The organism is Paenibacillus typhae (assembly GCF_900099765.1).
In the GTDB taxonomy this organism is placed as follows: domain Bacteria; phylum Bacillota; class Bacilli; order Paenibacillales; family Paenibacillaceae; genus Paenibacillus_AQ; species Paenibacillus_AQ typhae.
This window is the reverse complement of the sequence record NZ_FNDX01000040.1, coordinates 31,159-55,447: the sequence shown is the minus strand read 5'-3', so window position 1 is coordinate 55,447 and position 24,289 is coordinate 31,159. Positions and strand designations below refer to the sequence as shown.

The following is a 24,289-nucleotide window of genomic DNA, read 5'->3' as shown; positions in this document are numbered from 1 at the left end:
TCCGCAGGTACAGTCACCAACCTGCTCGACGGCACCATTACCAGCGTGCTTGGCGCTACCATTACTGCCGGTACACTCAGCAGTGTAACCTCTATTTCGCAGCGCAGCTTTATCGAGCAGGCCACACTGGCCATCCCGACCGCGGATGCTTACACTCCGCTGCCGGCAAATACCACAAGCGTGCTTGGCACCTACTCCTATTTCATTCTGAATACCGGAGCCAATCCGGTGAATACACGGGTGGAAATCAGCGCAGACGGCACGAATTATTTTGTCGATACCACCGGGGAGAATCCGCTGCCTGCCGGTTCGGTAGATGTCATTGTTCCGGCAAGATTCCTCAAGTACACCCGTCTTTCGTATCAATCAGCTACACCGGGTGCAGCTTCGACCATTAATGTCATTTTTGACGCCCAGGGAACGTAAGCAAGTCGTCCGTCATATCCTATAGAGGCAAAAGAGTGCATGTATCCCCATGCACTCTTTTCTTCCGCGGGTAAGCTTTTTACCGGATACATAAGCCGGACATTGCCGGCTGATTGCCGCAAGAGCCATTAATTTTACCTGCCAAGGAGGAAGCTACCATGACCAGACCTACTCTCGGAGTTCATCTGATTGTCCGCGATGAAGCCGCGCTGCTGCCGGCCTGCCTGAAAAGTGTAGCCGGAGCTGACGAGATCATTATCGTAGACACCGGATCGGAGGATCATTCCATAACGGTCGCTGAAGCTTACGGGGCCAGAGTGCTGCAGTACAAATGGGATGATGATTTTTCAAAAGCCCGCAATACCGGACTCGCCCGCGCTACAGCCGACTGGATTCTGATCCTTGATGCCGATGAGGTACTGAACACTCCGCTGGATAGGATCCGGCAGATGCTCACAGGTGCTACAGCCGAGGCTTTTACCGTCAGCATAGACAACCTGCTCGGACGCGGGGCGGAAGAGCGCCTGCACCACCGGGCTGTACGCTTATTCCGGGGTGGACAGGGCTACCGGTATTCCGGCAAAATCCATGAAGGTATTGATCAGGCTATTATCAGCAGGCACGGCACTGCGGCAATCGCGCACAGTGACATACGGCTGCTCCATTACGGCTATTTACCGGAGATCATGCTGCAGAAAAATAAAGCGGCACGCAACGAAAAGCTGCTGCGCGCTGCAGTCGCCGAGCATCCGGAGGATGACTTCTACAGGTACAATCTGGCCGTGGCCTGCTGCCAGACCGGACAGCTGCAGGAGGCGGAAGAACTGCTGCGCCGCACCTTGAACCAAGCTCCGCTGATGGTTTCGTACCGTCCGGCAATGATCCGCGATTTGGCTAAAATCTACCTGGCTGCCGGAAAACTGAACGCCGTAAACGCGCTTCTGGCACGGGAACTGGAACGTTACAGCGACTACCCGGATCTGCATTACCTGCAGGGACAGTCCTGGGAGAGCCAGGGGCTGCCGGAGCGTGCTTTTCAGGCGTATCAGCATGCTGAGGCACTTTCTGCAAATCCCCTTGTCCAGGAAAAATACGTCAGCGAGCATGGAATCACAACCTTTCGCCCGCTGAACCGTATGGGAGAAATAGCTCTGCTGCTGGGAAAACCGGAGGAAGCCGCCCGGCTGTTTCACCGTGCACTGCAGCATTTTGCCTTGTACGCCCCTGCACTGTCGGGGATCGTCACTTCCTTTCAGCGTCTCGCCGTGCCTGACAGTGATATTGCCGCCCTGCTGCTGCAGCTGGTTCCGGGAGATCAGCCTGCGGGAAGAGCGGCGATCATCAGGGCCTTATACGACGCAGATGCCTTTGAAGCGATATGCGGGCTGCCGGGCGGGCTTATTGTGCCGAAAAAAAATACTTTGCTGCAGATCAGCACCGCCTGGATCGTTACCGGTGAGCCGGAAACGGCATTGTCGCTTATCCGCAGCGGCCTGAATCAGCAGGCTTCCGGGGACATGAGCCCGGAGCTGCTGCAGGAGCTGCGTATGCTTGAAGCCCTGTGCCTGTGGGGACAGGGCATACCGCTGCAGAACAGCCAGCTGGCTGTTCTGCCGGAGGGTGAGCGGATCAGCTGGCACAAGCTCAATCAGCTGCCGGGCCTGACACTGCAGAGGCCTGCCGGGGAAGGGGATAACGCCGGAACCCTCGCTGATGACCCTGCACTATCCCTGCTTTTGACGCAGCTGATCCCCCTTGCAGTTAAACTGCGGCTGATCCCGGTTGCCGAGGCCCTGGCCGGACTTTCATCTGTTCATCAGGCTGAGCTGGCGGCAGCACTGTATAAGGCGGGCCGGCTGGAGGAAGCCGGGGAGCATTTTATTGAGCTGGCAGGTGATGGGCTAGCGGGGAAACGGGTTGCTTTTTATATCGCGGAAATGCTTCATGACAAAGGCCATTATGAACAGGCTGCCGGATGGTTTCAGCAGGCGCTTGCGGTAACAGGGCAGGAGGACGCTGCACGTGCCGGGTTATCCGTCTGTTACCTGCAGCTGGCCGCAGCCGATCTGGAAAAGGTGCTTGCAGGCTTCGGCGAAGGCTACCCGCAAGGACCGGTTCTGGAGGATCTTGCCGCCGTCAAAAACGCCATTACAGCGTTAAACCGGACGCCCTGGCATACCAGCTGGAGCAGACGCAGACTCCCTGGGGGTGCAAAGCCATGAGCAGGCTACAGCGTAAACCGCTGATCTCACTGTGCATGATTGTCAGAAATGAAGCCGACACCCTGGCCCGCTGCCTAACAAGCGTACATGGTATCGCGGATGAGCTGATTATCGTCGATACGGGCTCTACAGATGCTACCCTTGCGATTGCCCGCAGCTTTGGAGCCCGTATCGTCTCTTATCCCTGGACCGGAGATTTCGCTGCCGCCCGAAACGCCGGACTGGAGCAGGCACGCGGGACGTGGATTCTTGTACTGGATGCAGATGAGGAACTGGATGCACAGAGTAAGGGCGAGCTGCTGCTGTGTGCGGAGCATACGGAGTATGAGGCATTTTTTGTACGGATTCATAATCATAAAGGGACTGCGTTCTCCTCACCGGTCATTACGGTCAATCCGATTCTCCGGATGTTCCGCAACCGTCCGCAATACAGGTTCAGCGGTATCATCCACGAGCAGATTGCTGCTGCCATTGTTGAGGCTACACCGGCGGCAGCCATGCACCTGAGTACGGTATCCGTCCACCATTACGGCTATGCAGACGGGGTTGTGGCCAAAAAGGATAAAATCAGCCGCAATCTCAGCCTGCTAAAAGAGCAGCTGAGGCTGAACCCGCGGGATGCTTTTCACCAGTTCAATACGGCAGTCGAGTATATGCGGCTTGGTGATTATACTCAGGCGCTGGAGCATATCAGACTGTCGCTGGCTGAGGCAGAGCCCGACACCAGCTTCATTCATCTGCTGTACAAATACGAAGTCCGCTGCCGGATCATGTCCGGTGACCAGCCGGGTGCGCTGGATGCATGTATCAGAGGATGCACGCTTTTCCCTGATTATCCTGATCTCCACCATATCAAGGGGGTGCTGCTGCTGCAGGCGGGGGCTTTTGCTGCGGCCAGGCAGGCATTCCGGCAGGCGCTGGAGATCGGTGTCTCGCCTCCGGGCTATCACACCGAATCCGGGCTGGGCACTTATCTGACCTACGCTGCACTCGGGCAGCTGTGCCAGGAAACGGGGGAAGCCGGCGAAGCCATGGCCTGCTACACCCGGGCGGCCCAGCTTCATCCTGCACCTGCCCCGCTCCTTGTGCGGCTCGTGCGGATAATGAAGTGCGCCGGCCGTGAACATGAGCTTCCCGGCTGGCTGAAGGAGCATCTGCCGCAGTTAACGGCAGACGTGCCCCGGCTGGCCGGGCTGCTGCTGGCGGAGGGCTGTTTAGCGGCTGCAGCGAAGGTTATAGGGGCGAGCACAGGAGCGGCGGATGTAGATATACCGGACGGTGGTGCGGAGACAAGGAATGCGAACACGCCAAGAGGAGAATCAGAGGTGTCAGACATGAGGGCACCGGGTGGCGCGGGAGCGGCGGATGCGGATTTGCAGGACGGTGGTGCGGAGACAAGGAATGCGAACACGCCAAGAGGAGACGCAGAGGTAACGGATATATGTTCACCGGGTGGCGCGGGAGCTGCAGGAGCGGCGGATGCGGTTATGCCGGGCGGTGGTGCGGAGACACGTCTGGACGGTAAGTTGCCTGCTGTGTATGAGGCTGTGCCAGAATCTGCATCATCTGTTTTTCCTTCAGATGATGCAGCCGCAGACCTGCTCCGCCTCCTGCAGCGGGTCAATGCTGTGCCGGTTGACCAGTTGCAGCACCAGGACATCACCCTGCTTCTGAGTCATCCGGCCGCTTGCGTGCCGGAGTACGGTCCTTCTGCGGCGGGTCCGGCCTCCCGGTCCAGCCGTGCCTGGCTGCTGCTGGCTGACCGCATGCTGGCCGCGCTGCCTGCTGCTTCCGGCCTCGGTCCTGCTGCAGCCAGGGTACGCCTCACACTGCCGCTTCCCCGGACGGGAGAGTAAAGAAGGAGGATGCTTTGAATGAATATTCCCGCACTCTCCCTCTGCATGATCGTCAAGAATGAAGCCCGGCATCTGAGCCGGTGTTTATCCTCCGTACAGGGCCTGGTATCGGAGATCATCATCGCCGACACCGGCTCCACTGACGGAAGCATGGACATCGCCCGCAGCTTTGGGGCCAGAGTCATCAGGGTTCCTTGGGAGCAAGATTTTGCCAAAGCCCGGAATCTGAGTCTCCGCCAGGCTTCCTGCCCGTGGATTCTGGTACTGGATGCGGATGAAGTGACTGACGGCTGGGAGAAGGAAGCGTTGCTGCAGCTTTTGGATAACACTGCGGTTCAAGGTTATTTCCTGCCTTTTATCCACTATGTAGGCAGTACTGCCGGGACAGAATATGTTACAGACAACGTCTGCCGGCTGTTCAGGAACGATCCGGAAATTCTTTTTCACGGGACCATTCATGAGGAGGCTGCCAGCAGCATTTGGGCGCTATCGGACGGCCGGATTGCTTACGCGGATCTGCCTGTGCTTCACTATGGATATGTGGACGAAGAGCTGCTGCTCAAAAATAAAACCTCACGCAATCTGGACCTCATCCGGGCTGCCTTACAGCTTGATCCCGCGAGCTATTCCCTCCGTTATGCGCTGGGTACCGAGTACTATCAGCAGGGTGAGTATGGTTCAGCCGCAGATATTCTGCTCCCTTTGCTGAAGGATACGATGCCCGGTCACGGTTATACGGCTGATATCTATCTTAAGGCAGCTTATGCATTGCAGGCTGCCGGGCGCAGCCAGGAAGCCAGGGCCGTTTATAGTGACGGACTGGCCAGGTTTCCCGATTTCACCGATCTGCTGGAGTGCTATGCCCGGCTGCTGCTGGAGAATGGCGCTCTGGCTAACGCGTACGGCCTTCTGCTTGAGGCGCTGCGCTGCGGAAATACAGCCCACAAATATCCTTCCTCTTCCGGCAGCGGCACCAGCCGCACCAGCCTGCTGGCCGGGCAGGTCAGTGAACAGCTGTACCTGTTCGGGGCAGCGAAGAAGCACTATGTGCAAGCTGTCCGCTTCTCGCCGGACCTGACTGCCGCCTGGGCAGAGCTTGTGCCGCTCTGCCTGCTGTCCGATGATGAGCCGCAGCTCATCACCTTAACCGGGGCAGCCGGCGGCGCACTCTCGCCGGCCACACTGCGCCTGCTCGTTCCGGCAGCGCTCAACGCCCGCGCGTCCGGCTGGCTGCAGGCGCTCGCCGGAGCCCCGCAGCTGCCCGCAGCCGTGCGGCGCGTGCTTGAGGTGCTGCCGGAGCTGTTCCGGCAGCACGCAAATCTCCCGGCAGTTGCCGCCCGCCTGGAGCGGCTGCTGCCGGAGCATGAGGCCGAGCAGCCGTTTATCCGCGGCTATCTCTGGGCCCTTGCCTGCCGCACCGGGGATGCGGATCGGGCAGCGTATTGGCTCGGCAGCTTGTCCGGCTGCCGCCCGGGCTTGCCGGCCGTGCCCCGGCTGCTGCCGGGAACCCCCGCGGCTGAGCCTGCCACTGCGCCGGCTGCCGCGGAGCTCGCGTATGCCGCACAGCTGCTGCTTCAGGCGGGGGCCTGGAGCAGCCTGCTGGGCTTATACCGCAGCGCCGAGCACCGGCTGCAGTGGACGCGCCTGCCGCAGCCGGTGCTCGGCGGCCTGCTGCAGGCGCCGGCCGCGGCACAAGAGCAATGGTGCTCCATCTTCGAGGAGATGGAGCACCAGTACAGCACGCCTGCCGGCGCAGCGGAGTGGCTGCTGTATGCAGCCATTGCCGGTTCCTGCGGCAGGCTGCCCCGGCTTGAGCCCGCAGCTGAACAGGCGCTGCGGGCCTCGGGAAGCAAGGCCGTGCTCATCGGCCTTGCCTATCACAAGCTGCAGCTGGCAGCCGGCGCTGCAGCAGGACCCGTCCCCGCAGGCGGCATTCCCCGGCTGCTGCTGGTGCGGGCGGCCCTTGGCGGAGACTGGCAGAGGACGCAGTCCGCGCCTTCCTCCGCCGGGCCGCTTTGAGCGGCGGATGCTCTTCGCCGCTCAGCGATTTTGTATCCATGTGCTGCTTCTAAGCAGCTTTGATTCATTATGCTCACCGATTCGCAGCTTTGAGTCGCGTTCTCGCCTCTCCGCGGCTGTGCGCATAACGTTACCACCTGTGACTTTGCAGCAGGACGCACCGCTCGCAGTGAAATATATAAAACTAAGTGGATTTTCGCCACCTAATTCTCTGTAAAATGCTAGTTTAAGAAAACTAAGTGGAAAAACGCTACTTAATTTCGTCTAAAGTTCCTACGGAGCGGTAAATCGCTCGGAATAGATGGCGTTTTTCCAACTAAATGTTGTAAATCTTGGATTTGGATCAAATTAGGTGTTGAAAATCCAACTAATTTTCTTGAATTGATTTGCGTTTCAGCTTTCATACATCTCCATGCAAAAGAATCCCTCTTTACCGCAGAATCCAGAGTGGAGTATGGTGCATCGTGTGCGGTGTGCGGTACGCGATGTGCCTTCTGCGGTATACGATGTGCGGATGTACAGTCTGCGCTCTTCGGTCTGAGATGGCGATGTGCCGTACTCGATGTGCAGTCTGCGGTATAAGATGTGCGGTGTACGATGTGCGGTATGCGGATGTACAAGCTGTACTCTTCGATCTGCAGTGCGCGGTGCGCGGTATGCGATGTGAGATATGCAATGTGCCGTGTGCCGTGTACGGTGTGCGGAATATATACCGCTCAGAGTTTATCGGCCAAAGTAGAGAGCTGGATTTCATCTGCCCCAACCCCCAACACAGCAATGCCCCGGCTCCGCAACGGACCAGGGGCATTGCTTTTACCTGCCACTATTGTATTTCCATTCAATCCCCATTTATCTGCCTGCGACCATTGTATCTCCATTCAATCCCCATTTATCTGCCTGCGACCATTGTATCTCCATTCAATCCCCATTTATCTACCTTCGACTATTGTATCTCCATTCAATCCCCATTTTTCTGCCAGCCACTATCTTATCTCCATTCAATTCTCATTCAAATTTTATTCTTTTTGATTTAATCATCATCAAATCCCACATGATACTTGCCACCCTCACCCGCGCCTCTCCTGCCACTCCACCAGCCGCGGATGCTCATCGAGGATTGACCGGTACTGCTCCAGGCTGCCCCAGCGGCCCTCGGGATCGTTATCCATATACCGCTCGTATTTGTGCCGCAGTTCTTCCGGAGACAGCACCCAGCCGAAATGCTTCACCCGCAGCTCGGCAAGAAAGCCGGGCAGAGCCGCATAGGACAGCGGAAGCCGGGGCACATGATGGTTCATCCGCGGTGTAAAATAATGATAATCCGGCAGATAGCGGACCAGCGTGCGGGTATGCTTTGTATGGATATTCCAGTGTTCATCATCACGGTAATGGGTGGTGGTGCCCCAGAAGTCGTACAGCCGGAAGGCTACCCAATCATAGACATCCTGATCAATCAGCCGGCGCATCTCCCGCTTTGCCGCTTCCTCATAGAATTCGTCGGCATCCACCGAGAGCAGCCAGTCGGGCTCCGTCGATACCGCGAGCTCCCACAGCGTCTGCCGCAGCTCCCATTCCCGGCTGAACAGCGGGCTCTCCAGCGTCACCAGCTTCGTCACTTTGGCAAAAGAACGGCACAGCCGCGCCGTACCATCCGTACTGCCGTCATCCACAATCACGATCTCATCGACGAAATCGCTCAGCTCCTCCAGCACCTGCTCCAGATAACGCCCGGCTTCATTCCGCACCTGCATCATCGCGGTCAGGCGGTTCCCGGAGGTTTTGCGCAGCGGTTCAGACATCCTCATCGGCTGTTCTCCCCCTTAATCGTCCGACAGCTTCCTCCAGATCGGCCATTTCGGCAAAAAGCGCCCGCGCTCCCTGGTCCGCTCCCGCCGCCCGTAAAAAACTGCGGATTGCCGCATGCCTTTTACCGCACAGCAGCTGCAGTGTTCCTTCCACTACGGGAGTCTGCAGAAGGACGGATGCTATGGCACCGCTCCCCTGAAACAGCATTAGTGAAGACGGCTCAGCGGTCATGCTGTCCAGCTCCTGCTGCAGCCGGAGCGCTTTTTCCCATTGGAAGGTATCCATATAATTCAGCAGCAGCAGAGACTTAGCCTCCAGACTCTCCATTCCCGCCAGCAGCCGTATCGCCGCAGCGCTGTCCTCATTCACCCGGTACAGCTCCGCCTGCACCAGTTCACGCGCTCCGCTGCCGAGCCAACGCTGCAGCTGTGCTGACAACGCTTTTTCCTCAGCCGTAAATGCGGTTATTTCGTACTGGCGGACCGCCAGCTCCAGGTTGCCGCGCTTCGCCCCGATGGCCGAGAAGAATCGATAATGGGAATGCAGACAATCCGTATAATCATGCAGCAGCATCAGCTCAAAGGATTTTGTCAAAAGCTCCGCCGCACGCCCGTCACCAAGCAGATATAAGTACGAGGCGGCCAGATAATGAACGGTTGGCTGCTGCGGCAGCTTCCCGCACATCGACAGATAATAATCTGCACGGTGCCGGAGCTGGATCTCAGCCCACGGTTCATCCGGGCAATCCGTATCCGGGGGCAGCCACAGCTCTTCGAGCGCTTTTTTCCATACCGCCTCAAAATCCGCAAGAAAATACAGCCGCTCCCCCCTGCGGATCATCCCGTATGACAAAGGGTCATCCCCGCTCAGATAGACTACACCGCTCCGGGATAAAAGCTGCTCCAGAAACAGACGCTCCGAGGCCGTTCCCACCAGATCCGCTTTGGCGGCAAGCAGGCCGCTATACTTATCCCACAGGTTCACATCCTCCCCTTCCGGACAGCGCTCCAGCAGGGCGATTATAAAGGCAGGCCCAAAGGCCAGCACATCCTGCAGCCAGTACGGCGAGGAGACCAGGGCTGTATATTCCTTTGCCGGCAGCGTGCAGGCTTCAGCCAGAGACAGGGCACGAATGCCGCTGTCTTCCTGCTGCAGTGAAGTCATTGTTCCGGTAAAAACAATATCCTCCCGCTCCGGCAGCACCTCCAGCATCCTTTTGTAGCCGTATTCATCCCAGGGGACTCCGCTGAAAATAATGTAGTTCACGGCTGCGTCCCTCCTTTTCGCTCAGAAGGCCGGTCAGTACTGCCGGGGACTGCGGCTCCCGGAACAGGCCCCCCTGCTATGTAACCTACCGCCAGCTCCGGCCCCGGACAGAGCAGCAGGCTGCGGCGGGAGGATTCCCGTTTTACAATCCGGCCCGGCAGGATGTCTCCTCTATGCGCCGTACGCTCCAGCGGCAGCACCACCGCTGTGCCCCGCTCCGGATTGTCCGGCAGCTCCGATTCTGCAAGCCCCGGCGCAGCACTGACGATCAGAGCGGCAGGGCTATGCAGCAGGGCTTTCACAATCCGGGCCACATATTCACTGTCGTAGCTGACGGATGCGGACATGTAGACGGTCACTTCGCTTTGGTACATGCCCGAAATGTTCTCCAGTGCATGCAGCCACGGCTTCTCCCCCTGTACCGTAATAACGGTATCCCGTTCATGGACGGGAAAATCCGGTGTGGTGTCGGTCCAGCTGTCCCGGACACTGATCCAGCGGATGTTTCCGTAGCTCTGCTGCCCCTGCAGCAAAAGCTGGCGCTGAATGGAAGCCTCGGCCGGCCATTTTTCTTCGAAATACACCACTGCCGTCACAAGCGGCAGCGCTGCGGGCGTTTTGCCCAGCGGAATGGCCGGCTGCCGCTCCAATGCTGACAGATTCTCCGGTACGGGAAGACCGTGTTCACGCAGACGTTCGTCCGGAATCCGCCATTTTGCGCAGTAAGCCAGCCCCGCTGCAGCCTGTGCTTCGCTATTTTTATGCGGGGCTCTGGCTGCCAGCGGCTGCAGGACATGTACATATGACGCCGCACTGATGGCAAGCCTGGTTCCCAGCTGCCGGGCACGCAGGCACCAGTCGGCAATAATGAAGCGCCGCTCCCGGAGCGAGAAATCCAGCCCACCGGTCCGCTGCAGCATTTCCCGTGTAACAACCAGGCAAGGGCCGCTCAGTACCCCGGCCTCCCGCCATTCCCCCCGGCGGCGGCTCAGCTGGTGATTGACATAAGCGGACAGTTCCAGATCATTGCCAAACCGCAGCACCTCTCTGCCTTCTTGCTCCTCCGCCGCGGAGCGCGGAGCCATCGCTCCGGTTGCCGGATCATCAATGGCCGGCCACAGCAGCTCATTCAGCCAGCCGGCTGTGACCAGCACCCGATCCTCCAGCAGCACGATAAAGGACGTCCGGGCATCTGCCAAAGCCTCATTAATCCGGTAATTTCCGCGCTCATAAGGAAGAAAAGACAGCTCTGCCTCTGCAGAGAACCGTTCCAGAAGCGGCTGCAGCTGAAAATCCTCCCTCATTGCCACACCTATCAGGCGGACAGCAGGACCGGAATGCACCAGCAGCCGACTCAGACATTCTTCCGCCCACTCCCTGTGCGTTAGCTCCACTACAATCGTCACGCCGTCCTTGGCCGGCAGCGGCAGCAGCCCCTCCCGCTCAAGGTAACTGTATCTTCCGGCCAGCCGCTCCGGGCTGACCGCATCAGCTTCAGCATCATAAGGCATCCCTGATTCACACTCCATCACATAAAAACTTTGCTACCTATAGTGTATGAGCCGGTCAGGGGGATATCCCTGTTTTCTTCCGGTGGAGCAAAATGCAGCAGCTCTAACGATTTACATTGACGTTCCGATTGTACTGTTTATGGACTGGCTGCTTTTTGGGAAGATATTTACACTTCCGGCCGCTGTAATCTGCAGCTATCATAATCCACTATCACAGTTCGCGGTGGAAATCCGTCTACTGTAACAACCTAACGGACAGAGATGACCTTATTCGGCTCCAGTACCCTGCCATCAAAAGCTAAACGGACACCAGCGTCCTTATCTGCCCGTTTTCCCGCCCAAAAGCTCCATAAGCGGACTAATAAGTGCATCTGAGTCCGTAAGACCAGGTAAACGGGCAAAATTGATCAAATAAGGGCTGTACGGTCCGTTAGCACCGGTGAGTTTTTTATCAGGCTGCTTAGCATCCGGTGCCGGGCGACCGGGTGTGTAGTGCCTAGTTTGCCCTTGGTTTGGTCCTTGGTTTGGTCCTTGGTTTGGTCCTTGGTTTGGTCCTTGGTTTGGTCCTTGGTTTGGTCCTTGGTTTGGTCCTTGGTTTGGTCCTTGGTTTGGTCCTTGGTTTGCCCCTTGTATTGGCCTTTGATCTGCCGCTTGTTCTTCGGTGACCCCGGAGTTTGGCGCTTACTGCATAGCGTCCAGCCCAGGCACCCAGTGTTCTATTCGCTTGACCGGCGCTATTCGGCGCTCACTATTAGGAGCGCCGGTACCAACCGTCTCCAATCCTTTACTCCCCGGTACCCCCGCCCGTATTGCCGCTGTTCCCAGCGTTCCCTCCGCTTCCGGCATTGTCCGCGCCGGTGGACGGGTCGACAGCGTTGCCGCTGCCGGCGGGAGCATCTTTTCCGCTGTTTCCGGCACCGCTGTCTGCGCCGGAGCCGTTGCCCGCTCCAGCACCAGTGCCGCTGTCCGCTGCACCGCTCTTGTCCCCGCTCTGGCTTGGGGCCGGTATCGCGATGCCAGGTGCGCTGCTGCCGTTCTCGCCGACAGGATTGCCCTGATTGTCGTAATAGTACATCGGCACATCTCCGACCACCATCAGGTAGGAGACCGGAATCTCTGTATCGACCACCTGCGGCTCCATGTCGAACGGAACGACGACAGCCACCTCGGTGACAATATGGATATACACCTCGACCAGAATCATATTGATCCCGGCATTTTTCTGGCGGGTGTTGAGCTCTACCTTGACCGCTCCCTGCGGTTCAATCTTGATCGGGACATCAGGCCCGAAGGAGGCGATCAGCGGGCTGTCCAGCGCCTGGCCGAGCGGGATATGCTCCGTCCGGTTGTGCAGATCCTGCAGGGTCGTCTGGATGACCTCCGCAGCCTGCGAGGTGATCCGCATATGCTCCCTGTAATTGAGCATAAAACCGGAGATTTTGCCGTTTTTATCGGTCTTCCAGTCGATAAGCGCCTCGGCATCTCCGCCGTCCGCAACCTGCGAGGTGATCGCTTTGTTAATGGATTCGGTAGCGATCTGCTTCACCCGGATCTGCGCCAGATGAATAATCGGCGGGCGCAGATGCTGCTCCACATACCGCAGCCCCTGCAGGATACCGATAACCAGCACCAGGCTTAAAATGAGCCAAAAGCGGCCCCGTCTGCGAGGACGTGCCGGACTGCCTCCTTTACCGCTGCTCTGGCCAAACAGCTTCCCTCTGCCCCTGATGCCTCCGCCGCTTCCCTGCGTTACGGACAATCCTCCTGCGCTCCGGACACTGCCTTGCGTCCACGATCCCGGCGTAGTCCCGCCCTCATACATGCCTCCCTGCTTACTGCGCGTTTTCTGCCCCGCCGGCCATCCCAGCCCCGGCTTGGACGGCCGGGCCTTGAACCCCGCACTCCGCGCTGCCGGCCGCAGGCTGCCCGCCCGTGACGGCTTGGCTTTAAAGGCCGGACTCCGCCAGGCAGGCCGCGGCAAGCTGTCCCAGCTGATCTTCGGCAGCCCCAGTCGTCCCAAGCGCCGTGAGCCTGGCAGCGCGACCCTGCGGCTCCCCCATTTTCGTATTCTGCCCATGCTCTTAAGTCCCCTCCCGGTATCACCGCGGCCAAGCCGCCCGTTCATTACTATAGGGTATTCAGGCATGGGACAAAAAAGAAGAACGCCCTCCCTGTGACAGCCGTCACCGGAAAAAGCGTTCTTCCTTTACAATTTACTACACTATGTTTCCTACTGCATTCTGCTGCGCTTATCCTCCTGGAGATGCCCCCAATGACGGCGCACGAAGATTGCAAGCAGAACAGCGATGAACACCGCGTACCAGCCCAGAAAACCTCTCCATTCCTCACGCGGCACAATCAGCGATGAACCGATCGTCCCGAACAGCCAGATATAGGACAGATTGCCGAGCACGGTGCCCCAGATATAGGAGGATACCTTAATCGGGGAGACAGCTGCCATAAAATTAATAATATTGCTGGGCATAATGGGAACCGTGCGCAGCAGCACCAGCGTCCAGATGCCGTACCGGTCCAGGTAACGCTGCCACTTGTCGTAGCGCTTCAGCTTGGCTCTCCATTTGCGGTCAAACCAGCCGTACAGGTATCTGCGGAACAGGAAATAGATGAGGATTGAACCCAGATTGCAGGCCATCCAGCTGACCGCCATACCGCCGATGATATCAAACTCGGACACATGCAGCACAATTAATATAGCCAGCGGAAAAAATCCGAACAAGCTTTGCAGCAGCGTAAGCGGGACTGTCGCCAGTAAAATATAGGGTCCGCTCAAACCCAGACTCTGCAGCAGCCAATCGATCCAGCCGTTAATTACCTCTGTCATGGAGCTGTCTCCTTTCCCGGCTCATTGCAGTGTCAGCTCTGCTGAGTATTTATATATGGTTTATTTGTCAAGAAAAACACCCCTTACGGGGTGTTTATTACGGATTGTGCCTACGTATGAATATATATGTAAAGAACACTAGCCGGCTGAAAAATGACAATTCTGTAGCCTTATGTTCTTTTCATCATAGCACACATTATATACTGCTGCAAAAATCACCCTGATGCAGTCCGTTATTCCTGTACTGCGGCAATCCAGGCGTTGACCTGATCCTCATGCTCGCCGACCCATTTTTTAGCTGCTTCCTCCGGAGACTGACCGCCTGCAATATCAACCATCACCTGCTCCATATCTTCAGGAGTCCAGTTGAACTGGTCCAGGAGGCTGTACACCTCAGGCATATCATCCTTCAGGCCCGTACGCACCATAGTATGGATCTGTTCAGCACCGCCGTATACGGCCTGCGGGTCTTCCAGATATTTCAGGTCCATATTGGCAAACATCCAGTGCGGAGTCCATCCGGTTACTACAATCGGCTCATTGCTCTGGTAGGCTTTTTCAAGCTCCTGCACCATGGCCGCAGACGAGCTCTCAAGCAGCGTGTAATCGCTCAGACCATACGCCTCAAGCGCCTTTTCCGTAGCCATCATAATTCCTGCACCCGGTTCAATACCGACAATCCGGTTCTGCAGAGTTCCCGCCAGCTCAGCGTCCTTTAAATCCTCAATGGAGTTAATATCCATGTAGGTTGGAACGGCAAGACCTGTTTTGGTACCGTCGAGGTTGGGACCCAGGTCTTCTAACTTACTGCCGTACTGCTCCAGGTAGGAAGCATGCGTGCCTGGCAGCCAGGCGGCAACCATCGCATCGGCACTTCCGTCAGCTACACCCGCAAACATCGGACCGGCATCCACCTGCAGCATTTCTACAGACATATCAAGCTTCGATTCAAGGACTTCTTTTACAACATAAGTGCTCGCAATCTCTGAATCCCAGGCCACATAAGCCAGCTTCACCGTCTTGTCTGCGCCCGATCCGGACGAACATCCCGCTAAGACAGCCACCACCAGCAGAACAGTCAACAGTATTCCTATGCTTCTCTTCTTCATCAATCACTCACACTCCTATAGTTAATTAGTTTTGTTGCTTGGTTTTGAACAGCTTCTGGGTCAGACGGTCGAGCAGAATGGCGATAATAACAATCGCAATTCCCGCTTCAAAGCCCGCCCCCGTCTTGGCCTGCGATACGGCCCGATAGACATAAGCGCCGACACCCTGGGCACCGATCATGGAGGAAATGACCACCATGGACAGCGACAGCATTATCGTCTGGTTAATCCCGGCCATAATGGTCGGCATCGCAATCGGCAGCTGCAGCTTGAACAGCTTCTGTCCCGGTGTGGAGCCGAAGGCATCTGCAGCCTCAACCAGCTCCTCCGACACCTGGCGGATACCCAGATTGGTCAGCCGGATGGTCGGCGGAATCGCAAATATAATAGAAGCGATGACTCCGGGAACGACCCCCAGCGAGAAAAAGGATACCGCAGGCAGCAGGTAGACAAACGCCGGCATCGTCTGCATAAAGTCAAGCACCGGAGTCACAATATTCTGTACAGTCTTGCTCTGGGCGCAGAGCACGCCGACAGGCACGCCGATCAATACGGCAAGCACCGAGGCGGTCAGCACCAGCGCCAGCGACTGCATGGACGGTGCCCAGAGGCCGAGATTGTCAATCAGCAGCAGCCCGACTACGGCAAACAACGCCATCCGCCATTTGCCGATCCAGTAAGCAAGCGCGGCTATAACAATAGTCAGCACAATCGCCGGAAGAAAGGTCAAGGCCGTTTCAATCCCGGTGACCATACCGCCGATAATCATGTGGATGAAGCTGAACACTGGACCGAAATAAGTCATCAGCCAGTCCTCAATCCACTCTACGCCCTGGCCTATAGGAATTTTGGGAATGTTCATGCTTGTGTACCTCCTTCCGGAACAGCGTTGCCGGCCAGTGCCGACAGCACAGCCCCTTTAATGACAATCCCCTTGAGCCGGTCATTCTCATCGACCACTGCCACCGGCAGATGAGTCGCTGACATCAGCTCAAACAGATCATTCAGCAGTGTTTCCGGACGTACACGGGGAATCTCCCGCTGCATAACCTCCAGAATGCTCAGGTTTTCTTTCAGCGCTCTGGACGCATCGTCAGCCGTCACAACTCCCTGCAGCTTCATTTCATTGCTCGCTACATACAGGCTGGACACGCCGCTGTCCCGCATCAGCTGCAGGGCCACGCGCGGTCCGCGCTCCGGCCGGATCATTTCCGGCTGGCGCATTACATGTGCCGCCGTCAGTACCTTGGACAAATCCACGTCCTCGACGAAGCGCTCCACATACTTGTTGGCCGGCTGAATCAGTATTTCTTCCGGTGTGCCGATCTGTACGATCACGCCGTCCTTCATCAGGGCTATCCGGTCACCGATCCGCAGCGCCTCGTCCAGATCATGGGTGATAAACACAATGGTCTTCTTCACTCTGGCCTGCAGCTCCAGCAGCTCCTGCTGCATATCCTTGCGGATCAGCGGATCAAGCGCACTGAACGCCTCATCCATCAGCAGAATATCCGGGTCATTGGCCAGCCCTCTGGCCAGGCCCACACGCTGCTGCATACCGCCGCTGAGCTGATCGGGGCGGTGGTTTTCCCAGCCCTTCAGTCCAACAAGCTCCAGTGCCTCCATGGCACGGCGGGTGCGCTCTTTTTTATCTACACCCTGTACTTCAAGTCCGTATTCGGCATTCGCCAGCACGCTGCGGTGCGGAAACAGGCCGAACTTCTGGAATACCATCCCGATATTTTTACGCCGGAAGGTCCGCAGCTCCTCTGAGCTCATCTGGACGACGTCCTTGCCTTTAAATAAAACCTGGCCTCCGGTAGGCTCAATCAAACGGTTCAGCAGCCGGACAAGCGTCGATTTACCGCTCCCCGACAAGCCCATAATGACAAAAATTTCACCTTCACCGATGCTGAATTCAGCCTTATTGACCCCTACGGTCAGCTTGGCCTCACGGGCAATCTTCTCTTTGGACCATCCCTGCTCCAGTAATGGAAGGGCGCGTCCTGCATCGTTACCGAATACCTTGGTTAGTTGTTTCACCTCTATAATTGCCATGGTGACCTCCTTTTCCCCTTATCGTTATTCAGGCAGTTGCTCCTCAATAAGTGTAGCGGAGTTGTGAAAAATTAGGCAAAGTCCGTATACGCTAAAAATTTAGTGTACAGTTTTAACTTTACGTACTTTACATAAAGAATACTCTGTTTTTCGCCATATTCCGTTTCAGGTGCATTCTTTACTTATGGAACAGGATTTGTTTACAATACACTTGAGAGGTTTGCAGTCTATCAGCCTATTTCCTCAGGAGGGACACCATGAACGATTTAGAGGGGCTTGAGCCCGAGCAGATAAAGCGAATCAGCAAGGCTCGCGAGCGGGTAATTGATTCCATCGGCAAAAATATGGACTTATACGGAATTACGCTGTCTATCGGACATTTATATGGTTATATGTATTTTAATGAAGGCCCTGTAACGCTGGATGATTTGAGCCGCACCATGGGGATGAGCAAGACGTCCATGAGCACCGGCGTGCGCACACTGCTGGATTTGAAGATGATTGACAAGGTATGGGGAAAAGGGACACGCAAGGACCTGTTCGAGGTCGTCCCCGACTGGCACCAGAACTTCAGCGATTATTTTTCAATCAAGTGGAGAAAAGCAGTCGAGGGCAACATGATTGCCTTGTCGAAATCGCTCGCCGAAATTAAGGACATGCAGGCAGAGTATGCGGAGAATGACGAAGTGCTGCATCTTTTGACCAATGATGAAGCAAAGATTATGGAAGCGATCAAATACTACCGCTGGCTGCTGAAGCTGATCGAAGCGCTGGAAACCGGCAAAATCTTTGAACTGATTCCCAAGGAAACTTAAACGCTTATTCGAACTACTGCAAAATGTAAAAAAGCCGCGTCCCCTTTATTCAAGGGGGCACGGCCTTTTTGTGCTGTCTGCTTTTTGCCGGTGTCCGGCTGGCTTAGGCGCTTAAATTTCAGGGCTGCTGGATCAGCGTTACGTTATCAATCACAATCTGATTGCCTGCACCGATGGCACTGTTAGTCTCCTGGCTGTTGCCGGAAACCAGCCCCATCAGGAACACCAGATGTGCCAGGGTATCTGTTCCGCCGCTCATGGTGAAGGTGTAGCTGTATTCCTTCATCTCACTGGTCAAGGCGACACTGACGGCAGGCAGATATTTGGTGTAATCCCCGCCTTTATGCTCTACGGCAACCTCAATCAGGCGGTTAATATCGGAGCGGGCCTGAAAGGTCAGCTTGTAGGTTTTGCCCTGTTCCAGCTTCAGGTTCGCATAATCCACCTGTGCACTATAGCTCGCGTTGCCTGTTCCGGTCAGACTGACAGCCAGTTCCCCGTTCAGCGCCTGGGCAGAGCCGGTTCCGTCAAAATATTGTGTCCAGCCGGCCAGCCCCTCCGCGCCATCAAAGGTTCCGTTGTCCAAAGTGCCGCTTGCCGGCTCACCCGGTGAGCCGCCAGTCACTTCGGTAATCGAGATATCATCCAGTGACAGGATATGCGCTGTGCTGTTGGCTGTTTTATCCGTGCCTGCAGTGGCACCGATCAGATAGTTAAGCTTCAGCGGACTGCCGTCTGCCACCGTAAACTGCGCGCTGTAGGTCGCCCAGGTGGCTGTAACATCGAATTTAGCCTGCTGGGAGGCGGCAGAGGTGCCGCTGTATTCTACGATAATCTGCCGCGGAACCGTCGATTTGGCCTTGAAGCTCAGCTCATAGGTTTTGCCGGCCTGCAGCTGGATGCCTTCCTGGAATAACTGATTAGCCCAGGTCTGGCCGCCGGCTGCATTAATATCGATATTCGCAATGCCGTCCACTGCACTTAACACGGCTGCTCCGCCTTCACCGGACCATGTATTCCAGCCAGTTGTTCCGCTGGCGAACGAGCCGTTCACCACCAGATTGCTGCCGCCTGCCAGAATCACCTGCGTTACTGCGGCAGGGACATAACCTTCCGCCTCCACCGTAATGGCGTAGCTGCCTTCCGCCGGGAAGGCAGCGGCGTTAATCGTAATCACACCGGGCTGAGTGCTGTACAGCTCCGGGGTTAAAGCGGATCCGTTTACTTTAACGGCCTGAATCTTGCTGCGCCAGGCCTCTTTGTCATTATATTGGAGCTGGATCGGCTGTCCGGCACGGTTATTGCTGCTGTCCGCCAGCAGCTCCTGCGGCTTGGCCGGAGCCCCTTTGATCTCAAATTTCACATTATCAATAATGACATCATGTGCACCCGGAATGCTTACACCGTCTACCTTCCCGAGCAGGAATTTCAGTGACAGCGTATCCTTTATGCCCTGACGGAACTCGTATCTGTAATGGGCGCCTTCCGGCGTCACCTCAACGAGCTTCGTGAAGGAAGCTGAATATGACGCATTCTCTACGTTAACGCCGATCTTGCGGGCAACTGTAGATTTGGCATCGAACTCAATGACGTATTCCGCACCGGCTGATGCTTTCAGACCGTTTTGGAACAGCATCACGGAGTAGTTCTGGCTGCCGGTATTGGTAATGCTGAATTTGGCTGCCCCGTCTGTAACTGCAGCCGTGCTCTGTCCGCCCTGCTCGGTCAGCAGGCGTTCCCAGCTGCTGAAGCCGAAGCCGAAATCCCCGTTCACCAGCGGATAGTACACAAGCGACGGATCGTAATAGGTGCTGGTCCGCAGCAGCACGAAATTATCGAGCTGCACAGTGCCTGATGCCCCGCCGAGCCGGAGAACAAACTGGCCTTCATGGTCGGTAGCTCCGGCCAGCCCCTTGAACTCGGCAGTGATGCTCTGTGCCCCTGCTGCCAGTTGCACTTCCTTGGATGCATACAGCGTACCGTCTTTGCCGAGCAGTTCAATTACGGCTGTCCGCGCCGCAGAGACCTCCGCGTCAAAGGTCAGTTTATAATCCTGGCCGTTCACCAGGAATATCCCTTTCTGCAGCAGCTGCACATCGGCTTCTGCTGCGCCGCTGCCTGCAATCTGCAGCTGCAGATGTCCATCGCCGTCCACTGTGCTGCTGACTTCCGCCCCTCCGGATGCGGCAGTGTGCCAGAAGCCCAGGCGGTCGACTCCGCCGAGGTCAAAGGTGCCGTTGTACAGATGGTTGCCGCTGCCCAGCGGTGTTTTGGCACTGTCATGATCGAACGGGATGCTGTCGATCTCCGTAAGCCGGGCATTGCCCAGCCATACCGGAGAGGTATTCGTGCCCAGGTTGAATTCAACCCGCGCGGCAATATCGGAATTCTCCTTCATCTGAAACATCGTTTCATAGTGGGTCATCGTCCCGGTCAGCTCGGCCTTGAGCCCTGGCGAGTACGCCTGATAGCCCCGCGACTCTCCGCCCGTCAGCCTTACATTGATGCTCCGCTCTGTATCGGTTTTGGCATCGAAGCTGAGCTTGTAGAACCTTCCTTTAGCCAGCGATACGATAGCCTGCGGCTGGACCGAATAGGAATTCCCCCCGGCGCTGCTGATATCCACCTTCAGGAATTTTTGACCGCCGACAGGCTCGAGGGATACACTTGCGGCTGCCCCGGCTTCCTTGTACAGTACCCAGTGCGCTGTGTTCGGAATGCCCATGCCGGCATCCCCTTCCTTCTGCTCGGTGAAGCCGTTGTTATGAATGAGGTTGCCGTCTTCTGTCGGAGCAAGCGAGCCTTCCGGATACGGCTCCTTCGCAATTGTAACCGGCACCGGCTCACGGTACTCCCGGCCGGTCAGCTCATACACACGGACATAATCGACCGACATCGACTGCGGGAATTTCGTCTCCGGAGTCGGATTACCGTCAAAGTTGCCGCCTACGGCCAGATTCATCAGCAGATGGAACTCCTGGTTGAACGGTGCCGGATAGGCATTGTTCGCCGGCTGGCCGACGCTGATGCTGTACCAGTCATTTTTGGTCTGGTACAATACACCGTCCACATACCAGCGGATTTCTCCCGGCTCCCATTCAATGGAATAAGTGTGGTAATCGGCAATGGTTCCGTTATCCGGGAATACATATTCTTTGCCGGAATACACATTATCCGGCCAGAAGCCGCCGTAATGAATCGTTCCGGCAATGGTATTTGGCCGGCTGCCCCAGCCCTCCATAATATCAATCTCACCGGATGCAGCCCAGTTGCCGTACTCGTAATTCTCCGGCAGCATCCAGATTGCCGGCCACATGCCCTTGCCGGTCGGCGCCTTCGCCCGGATCTCAAATTTACCGTATTTTTTGCTGAACAGCCCCTTGGTCTTGATCCGTGAGGAGGTATAATCCTTGCCGCCTACAGACTCCTTGTGTGCCGTAATGACCAGATTGCCGTCTGTTTCTTTTACATTCTTCTCGTCGTCCGTGTACCATTCCAGCTCATTATTGCCCCAGCCGGGATTGCCGACTGCAGTGCCGTCGCCCAGATCATAGGTCCACTTCTCCGGATCAATGGCGCCGTCATTGAATTCATCATTCCACACCATCGTCCACAGGTCTGCTGCAGGTGTAGGAGTAGCCGTCGGTGTGGCTGTTGGTGTAGCCGCCGGCGTAGCCGTCGGTGCCGGTGTGGCACCGGAACCGGAGGAGCCGCTGCTTACCGGCGCTGGCGTAGCCGCCGCAGCTTTCAGCTCGCTGCTGCTGCCTTTGGCAACAGCAATACCGCCGCTGGTAACGCCATCGGCATTATTTGTTACTTTGCCGAAGCTGCCGCTTCCCTGAATCGCTGTTCCCGAAGCATTGGCGGAGAGCAGCAGCTCCGCCACCCGGGCATTGTCTGCCAGTGTAACCCGGCTTGGAGTATTTAAACTAAGCTTAGCCAGCTTGCCGGAAAGGCTAAGCACCAGGCCGCCTGTCTTGTCATCCGCCGTGCTGACAGCGTTGAATTCTCCTTTCAGGGCTACCGTCTTGGCTCCGGAGCGGAGCTCAATATCCGTGAAGCCTGTTCCGGTCAGACTGCCTTCCTCCAGCGTTGCCCCGGAACCCAGCTGTACAGCCCCGACTGCCGTACTGCCGCTGGCATACAGCCGGATATTCCCTCCAGGCTTGGTCACGTCCACCTTACCCAGCTTACTGTTCTGCAGGCTTACGGTATGAGCTCCGCCTCCGCGGATGTAAGTGGTTCCCTTCACCTCTGTCCCGTCCAGTGAAGCATTCCCCTCACCGATACCTTCAGAGAGATAAAGATTTCCTTCAATAACTGTATTCTGCAAAAGAATATCAGCACTGCTCAATAGTACGTTCCCTTGTACAGTTCCCAGATTCACCTCTCCCTGAGAGGTTACCAGTCCTGCAATCATCACGTCAGCAACCCGGGCCAGCTCAGCGCGGGTGATGGCCCCGTCCGGCTTGAACAAGCCCCCCGGATATCCCTTCAGATAGCCTGCAGCAGTAAGCGCCGCAACCGCTTCGGTCAATTCGCTGCCGGCAGCCGGCAGATCTGTATACGCTGCAGGCTGCTTGCCTGCCTCCAGCTTAAAAAGCTTCTGCAGTGCCACAGCGGCCTCACCGCGGGACAAATTCGCGGACGGATGAATGCGATTGTCCGCATCAGCACTCAAATAGCCGGCGGCAACCGCCTTGGCAATATCGCTGGTGAACCAGAGATTGCCGGCCGCATCGGAAGGAAGCGTGGCTGCCTCCGTCTTGTAATTAAACAGACGGTTAATGATTACTGCGAATTCCGCCTTTGTAATCTGGTTATCCGGCCGGATCGTTCCATCCCCGTATCCGCTCATAACACCGGCCTCACTCCAGCGCTGCAGCGACCGGGCTGCCCAGTGGTCCGCCTTCAGATCGGTAAACGCTTTCAAATTACCGGCAGAAGCAGACTGCTGTATACTATTTTCCGGCGGGGCGGATGCGGCTGCTGCTGAGAGGGCTCCGCCTCCCATTGGCGACAGCAGGCCTGTCGCAAGTACTACGGCAGCTAGCGCTGCCGATACATTCTTTTTCATCCTCTGTTTTCCTCCTTGGGTATCGGAATTGCTGATCAAGAACATTCGAAATCGGTTTCGATCCAATCCTAAAAAGGGCCTGCATAAAGCGTTGACTTGCCGGGGGAAGTTGAATAGACTTAACTGTAACTATTTGGAGTACCGGACAAGGCTTGTAATTCAATGAATAACGTCAGCTTGGCCGTTTTCCTGGTCTGGGCCATATCAAGCGGAGGGCGATAAGCATGCAGGTGAATATCAAAAAGATTGCCGAGATGGCCGGAGTTTCTGTATCCACTGTTTCGAAAATAATGAATAATTACAATGATGTTTCCGAAAAAACGAAACAAAGAGTCCTGGAAATCATCGAACAAACCGGATACTCGCCCTCGAATTCCGCCAAAACACTGGCTACCAAGAAATCCAATCTGATCGGTGTTATTTTTGCCGGTGAGCTTAACGTGGAAATTACGCATCCGTTCTTCGTAGAGGTGCTGAACTCCTTCAAGAAGCAGATGGGTGTGCTGGGCTACGATCTGATTTTCTTTTCCAACGAAAAGTTTGTCAGCGGCGGCGATTACTTCTCCCGTTGCGTGCATTTTCATGTGGACGGCTGTGTCATCATCTCCGGGGAGAAAATGGAGCCGGCCATCCGCGACCTGGACATGAGCAGCATCCCCTGCATCGGCGTAGATCTGGAGCTTAAAGGCAAGAAGTCGGGATACGTGATGTCCGACAATTATCAGATCGCTTCCAAGGTGGTGGAGCATCTGTATCTGCTTGGGCACAGAGAGCTGGGCTTCATCGGCAGTACCGGCGATTCTGACATCTCCAACCAGCGGGAAGCCGGGTACATCAAGGCGATTGAAAGCTTTGGCTTATCCTTGAATACGGACTGGTTCATTCATGGCGATGACTTCTTCGAGCCTAGCGGCTATGCAGCAATGCGGCGGCTGATTGAGCAGGGCAGCCTGCCAAAGGCGGTGTTCGCCGCTTCGGATCTGCTTGCTCTCGGAGCGATCCGCGCCCTGAAGGAGCACGGGCTGCGTGTGCCCGAGGATATTGCCGTTGTAGGCTGCGATGATATCGAGGCCTGCAAATACACCACTCCTACATTGACCACGATCCGTCAGAACAAGGAGCGCCTGGGCGTGCTTGCTGCCCACATGCTGTTCGACCTGATCAACAACCAGTCCGAGGGCGGCTCGTTCGTCGTCGAGCCCGCGCTGATCGTGCGCGAATCCTGCGGCAGCGGCTTGCGGGGCTGAGGCCGGAGGCCTGGGCCTGCAAGCTGCGGGGCTGA

At 56.5% G+C, this 24,289-nt stretch carries 15 protein-coding genes; 6 read left to right on the top strand and 9 right to left on the bottom strand.

All coding sequences use genetic code 11. The annotated features are described in order from the left end of the window. The 4 genes from BLR64_RS23470 to BLR64_RS23455 all read left to right on the top strand — a co-directional run. A partial coding sequence (locus tag BLR64_RS23470; protein WP_244157834.1) for a DUF6385 domain-containing protein occupies positions 1–426 on the top strand: 426 nt, incomplete at its 5' end. A 158-nt stretch (positions 427–584) separates the two neighbouring features. Next, on the top strand, positions 585–2,648 hold the full coding sequence (locus BLR64_RS23465) for a glycosyltransferase (RefSeq protein WP_090718234.1): 2,064 nt from the start codon (positions 585–587) through the stop codon (positions 2,646–2,648). Further along, positions 2,645–4,504, top strand: a complete 1,860-nt coding sequence (locus BLR64_RS23460; protein WP_167360770.1) for a tetratricopeptide repeat-containing glycosyltransferase family 2 protein — start codon at positions 2,645–2,647, stop codon at positions 4,502–4,504. The genes BLR64_RS23465 and BLR64_RS23460 overlap by 4 nt, the downstream gene beginning before the upstream one ends. Positions 4,505–4,522: 18 nt before the next feature. After that, positions 4,523–6,523 (top strand): tetratricopeptide repeat-containing glycosyltransferase family 2 protein, encoded by a 2,001-nt coding sequence (locus BLR64_RS23455; protein WP_090718230.1) that lies wholly within the window; start codon positions 4,523–4,525, stop codon positions 6,521–6,523. A gap of 1,067 nt (positions 6,524–7,590) precedes the next feature. Here BLR64_RS23455 and BLR64_RS23450 read toward each other — a convergent pair. The 8 genes from BLR64_RS23450 to BLR64_RS23415 all read right to left on the bottom strand — a co-directional run bounded on the left by BLR64_RS23450 (position 7,591) and on the right by BLR64_RS23415 (position 17,115). After that, positions 7,591–8,328: a glycosyltransferase gene (locus BLR64_RS23450; protein ID WP_090718226.1), complete on the bottom strand. Its 738-nt coding sequence runs from the start codon at positions 8,326–8,328 to the stop codon at positions 7,591–7,593. Then, positions 8,315–9,595, bottom strand: a complete 1,281-nt coding sequence (locus BLR64_RS23445; protein WP_090718223.1) for a hypothetical protein — start codon at positions 9,593–9,595, stop codon at positions 8,315–8,317. Before BLR64_RS23445 ends, BLR64_RS23450 begins: the two co-directional genes overlap by 14 nt. Beyond that, a complete protein-coding gene (locus BLR64_RS30420) occupies positions 9,592–11,106 on the bottom strand; it encodes a glycosyltransferase family protein (RefSeq protein ID WP_090718218.1) in 1,515 nt (504 codons plus the stop codon). The genes BLR64_RS23445 and BLR64_RS30420 overlap by 4 nt, the downstream gene beginning before the upstream one ends. Positions 11,107–11,890: 784 nt before the next feature. Then, complete coding sequence (gene yunB, locus BLR64_RS23435) at positions 11,891–12,817, bottom strand: sporulation protein YunB (RefSeq protein ID WP_244157836.1); 927 nt, start codon at positions 12,815–12,817, stop codon at positions 11,891–11,893. Positions 12,818–13,336: 519 nt separating this feature from the next. Next, the gene (locus BLR64_RS23430; RefSeq protein ID WP_090718216.1) at positions 13,337–13,948 is read right to left on the bottom strand and encodes a TVP38/TMEM64 family protein; all 612 of its coding nucleotides are present in this window, start codon (positions 13,946–13,948) and stop codon (positions 13,337–13,339) included. Positions 13,949–14,181: 233 nt separating this feature from the next. Beyond that, the gene (locus BLR64_RS23425) at positions 14,182–15,057 is read right to left on the bottom strand and encodes a glycine betaine ABC transporter substrate-binding protein (RefSeq protein ID WP_090718213.1); all 876 of its coding nucleotides are present in this window, start codon (positions 15,055–15,057) and stop codon (positions 14,182–14,184) included. A gap of 25 nt (positions 15,058–15,082) precedes the next feature. Next, positions 15,083–15,919 carry an ABC transporter permease gene (locus tag BLR64_RS23420; RefSeq protein ID WP_090718211.1) on the bottom strand — a complete coding sequence of 279 codons (837 nt, stop codon included), beginning with the start codon at positions 15,917–15,919 and terminating at the stop codon, positions 15,083–15,085. After that, a complete protein-coding gene (locus tag BLR64_RS23415; RefSeq protein ID WP_090718208.1) occupies positions 15,916–17,115 on the bottom strand; it encodes a quaternary amine ABC transporter ATP-binding protein in 1,200 nt (399 codons plus the stop codon). Before BLR64_RS23415 ends, BLR64_RS23420 begins: the two co-directional genes overlap by 4 nt. A 257-nt stretch (positions 17,116–17,372) precedes the next feature. On the opposite strand from BLR64_RS23415, the gene BLR64_RS23410 reads away from it, so the two are divergent. After that, complete coding sequence (locus BLR64_RS23410; RefSeq protein ID WP_090718206.1) at positions 17,373–17,930, top strand: GbsR/MarR family transcriptional regulator; 558 nt, start codon at positions 17,373–17,375, stop codon at positions 17,928–17,930. 118 nt (positions 17,931–18,048) lie between these two features. On the opposite strand, the gene BLR64_RS23405 is transcribed toward BLR64_RS23410, so the two are convergent. Further along, positions 18,049–23,007, bottom strand: coding sequence for a carbohydrate binding domain-containing protein (locus BLR64_RS23405; protein WP_167360769.1), 4,959 nt, complete (start codon positions 23,005–23,007; stop codon positions 18,049–18,051). 230 nt (positions 23,008–23,237) lie between these two features. On the opposite strand from BLR64_RS23405, the gene BLR64_RS23400 reads away from it, so the two are divergent. After that, positions 23,238–24,254 carry a LacI family DNA-binding transcriptional regulator gene (locus BLR64_RS23400; RefSeq protein ID WP_090718242.1) on the top strand — a complete coding sequence of 339 codons (1,017 nt, stop codon included), beginning with the start codon at positions 23,238–23,240 and terminating at the stop codon, positions 24,252–24,254. The last annotated feature ends 35 nt before the right edge of the window (positions 24,255–24,289 follow it).